General features: G+C 51.6%; 1 protein-coding gene. It reads left to right on the top strand.

Translation table 11 applies throughout. The features are described 5' to 3' along the window. Window positions 1-716: 716 nt before the first annotated feature. A partial coding sequence (locus ACLD9W_RS12145) for an ESPR-type extended signal peptide-containing protein (RefSeq protein WP_410842253.1) occupies window positions 717-4,239 on the top strand: 3,523 nt, incomplete at its 3' end.

The raw sequence follows: 4,239 nt of genomic DNA, 5'->3' as shown, positions 1-4,239 counted from the left end.
CCCGGACAAAGCGGTTCGATGGCTGTCCACTGGGCATCGGATAGGGTATATCTGGTCATATCTGTATGATACTGTGAAAAATTGAATGTCAACAGTCCCTAGTCTGGATCGGCGTGGCGCTTTACGTTTCCGGACTCCTGCAAAACAGGCAAAAGGCCGTCTGAAAATATAGTGAACCAAAATAGGAAAGATACAAGGCAGCAAGCCGCAGACAGTACAGGTAGTACGGCAAGGCGCAGCAACGCTGTAGATTTTCTATTTTGGTTCACTATACCGTCTGCATCGCAGGCCGCCGCATTCAGACGGCCTCTTTTTTGTGCAAAGATACAGAAAAACAACACTAATTTAACCGTTGGTAAGATTGTTACGCTGTTTTATCAGAAAACGTTGTAAAGCGTGAGCAATACGCATATAAACTGCAAAGCCGAAATTTCCGGCCACATCGGATCGGAAATTGTCGACAGATCGAAAACTGCACATATTGGCCGAAAATTGTCATAAAGCTCCGTACCGCTCTGAACGAATCAGGATTAAGGAGAGGCCGTCTGAAAGCGCGGCGGCAAGACACCGCAGCGGCAAACCGAAACAATGTTTCGCAAGCCGCGCGCAACAGGCACGGAATTTGCAGCATAGTTCTGCCCGTGGTGCAGACACGGTTTTCCCGCTCCGTATACCTTCGGGGAAAAACTAAAAGATTTAACAAAAAGGAAGATGTAATGAACAAAATTTACCGTACCGTTTACAACGAGGCAACCAACACATGGACGGCTGTGGCCGAAATCGCCAAGGCGAAAGGAAAGTCCAAATCCAGTAAAACCGCTACTGCGGCTGCAAGTATTGCCGTAATGGGGTCTTTGTTCGCCCCGCTGGCCGCACAGGCTGAAAGTTTAAAATTGGGCAATACCGCTAGTGCTTCGGGTACGGATGCTATTGCTGTTGGGGTGGATGCACAGGCTACAAAATTGAATTCGACTGCAATTGGTGTAAATGCAGTTGCCTCTGGTGATAGAAGCATTGCGATTGGTGATACCGCAAAATCAGATGCTTTGCGTACTATCGCTATCGGTTGGAAAGCAGATACCTCAGGTACTGATGCGGATGAGGCCATTACCATTGGTGTCGAGGCCGTGTCTAGAGGTCGGCAAAGTGTAGCATTGGGTTCTGCAACCCAAGCTATTGGCAATCAATCCACAGCCATTGGTAATAATAGTATTGCTAGCGGCAATTCCTCTATTGCTATTGGTGGTGATGATCTAAACAAGGTATCCCAAAACGCTAGTGGTGATTGGAATAAGTCTGATACGGCACTTAAATACAAAAAATTGACAGGCGATGAACTAATTCAAGATCCTGTTAATAAAAAATATATTCCTACCGAAGCCGGTAATGCAGCAGTAGCGGTAGGTGTTCAATCTTTTGCTAAGGGTGATTTGGCGACTACGGTTGGTACGCGTTCGTCGGCAAATGCGGCAGCAGCAGTTGCACTTGGTGCGGGTACCAATGCATCTAAAGAGAATGCTGTGGCATTGGGTGCGGGCAGTACAACTGCCACGAATGCAACAAAAGTATTGAAAGCAACCGTGGGGACAATTACTTATGGTGATGATACAGGTAATGCTTTTGCGGGTGGTAAAGCCATTGAGGCTGGCGACCAAGTGTCAATCGGTACTGCTGGTTATGAACGTCAAATTAAACATGTTGCGCCAGGTGAAATTAACGCTTCCAGCACAGATGCCATTAATGGTAGTCAGCTTTATTATGTTACTAGTGGCTTGCAGAATAAAATTGATAACATCTCCACAGGAAGTGGAACGCATTATTACAGCGTGAATGACGGCGGTACACGTGGCGGCAACTACAATAACGATGGAGCAACCGGTTCCAATTCTTTGGCTGCAGGTGTAAATGCAGCAGCTGGAAAAACAGGTGCGACAGCAATCGGTCTCAACAGCAATGCGGCTGCGCAACATTCTGTTGCTATCGGTAGCGGCGCGAAAATCGAATCTACTGCTCCTTTAACCGTTCAAAATACTACCGGTGTATCTGATGCTTCTATTGCGATCGGTCAGGACGCCAATTCACAAGGGCTTGCGGCAGTTGCTGTTGGTGCAAAGACTCAAGCTAAAGAACATGCTGTCGCTATCGGTACAGAAGCGATAGCAACAGATTTGAGCGCTGTTGCTGTCGGTTCGAACAGTACTGCCAGTACTATCAATTCTGTTGCAATGGGTACCAACAGTACCGCTTCCGGTTTAAATGCTACCGCACTCGGTCAGGCAACCAAAGCCTTGGGTAAATCTTCCGTTGCCATCGGTGACGGTGCACAGGCAACTGCTGCCGGCTGGGGTACGGCCACCGGTAACTCCTCCAAAGCAGGCTACGGCGCTTCCGCTTACGGCCATTTGGCTGAAGCCACCGGCGAATTGAGTACTGCTATCGGCGATAGTGCCATTGCGTCAGGCAATAACACCGTCGCTGTCGGTAAAGATTCCAAAGCTAAAGCTGACGAAGTGGTTGCCATTGGTAAAGGTGCAGGTAACACTTCTATTGAAACAACAGACAATACCAATACCCGCGCCGTTATGGTCGGTACTAATGCCGGCAATGGTGCGCGCAATATTAACGATTCCATTCTGATGGGTTGGGCAGCAGGTCAGAACCTTGGTGCAACTACCAAAGTTGGCAGCCACAACATCGGCCTCGGTGCTTCCGCATTGAAAGACGCCAACGGCAGCACCAACGTTGCTCTGGCCACCCAAGCCGGCATGGGCGCAACCGGCAACAACAACTTCTTCGGCCAAGTCAACGCCGGTTCTTATGTAACCGGCAACAACAACGTTGCCATCGGTAAGAACGCCTTGAAAGGCACGGATGCGGCCAAGCTCACCGTCAGCGATGCCGTTGCATTGGGTACGGACGCTACGGCAAACAAAGATAAAGCCGTCGCTTTGGGCGCAGGCGCAAGCACGGCCACCGAAGCCAAACAAATCAGCACGGCCACTGTCGGCTCGACCACTTACGGCGGCTTTGCCGGCAAAGTAAACGCCACCGGCTACCAAGTCTCCGTCGGCGCGAAAGATGCCGAACGCCAGCTCAAACACGTCGCCCCGGGCGAAATCTCCTCCACCAGCACCGACGCCATCAACGGCAGCCAGCTTTACAGCGTGGCCAGCGGCCTGCAAACGCAGATTGCCAATATCTCTTCTTCCGGCGGCAATGTGCATTTCTATCATGTAAACGGTGCATCTACCGACAACAACTACAACAACGACGGCGCAACCGGCGCGAAGGCCATAGCCGCAGGCATTAATGCCAAAGCCAAAGGCGCAAGTTCGATTGCCATCGGTAATGCGACCGTCGAAGCCGAGTCTACCGCCAGTGGCGCGGGTACGGCCAAAACCGCATCCGAAGGCGCGATTGCCATCGGCGATACTTCCTATGCGGCCGGCACACATGCGATTGCCATGGGGCAGGCGCGCGCCGAGCAGAAGGATTCGATTGCCGTAGGCTCGAATGCCCGCTCCACCGCCGAATACACCGTTGCCATCGGTCAAAACGCGGTATCCTCGAAACAAAATGCCATTTCCATCGGCAGTAGTTCCAATACCGCAGCCGATAACAGCATTGCCATCGGCAGCAACAGCTCCACTTCGTCCAACGGCTCGGTAGCCTTGGGTTACGGCTCGCAGGCAACCCGCGACGCCATCAATGCGACTACCGTCAAAGCTACGTCCACTGCCACTGTGGCGCAGAACCAGGTTTATGCTTTGGATGCGGCCAGCACTATCGATAAAAACAACATCGCCGCTACGGTCAAGGGCACGTCTGGCGCGGTTTCCGTCGGTACGCAGCAGGATACCCGCCAGATCATCAATGTGGCTGCCGGTACGGAAGACTCCGATGCGGTGAACGTGGCGCAGTTGAAATCCGTCGCCAATCTGGTGAAAAACATCACGCCGACCAAAGTTGAAGCCGCAAACAACAGCCCGATTACCATAGGCGGCACAGGCACAGCCACCGATCCTTATAAAGTGGGTGTGAATACCGTTGCGTTAACCAATTCGGCAACAGGAGCGGTTAATAATCCGGCAACAGCCGATGCAGGTAAACTGGTTACTGCGGGAGAGATCGTTAAAGCCATCAACGGAAGCGGCTTTACCCTGAAGAGCTCGGCTGCTACCGGAGGGGAAAAGGATACGGCTTCGACAGGAGACGAAGTCATCAACCCCGGCGACATTC

The organism is Neisseria sp. WLZKY-1, assembly GCF_046546535.1.
Classification (GTDB): domain Bacteria; phylum Pseudomonadota; class Gammaproteobacteria; order Burkholderiales; family Neisseriaceae; genus Neisseria.
Note: the sequence above shows the minus strand (reverse complement) of the source record. Positions and strands in the feature narration are given on the sequence as shown.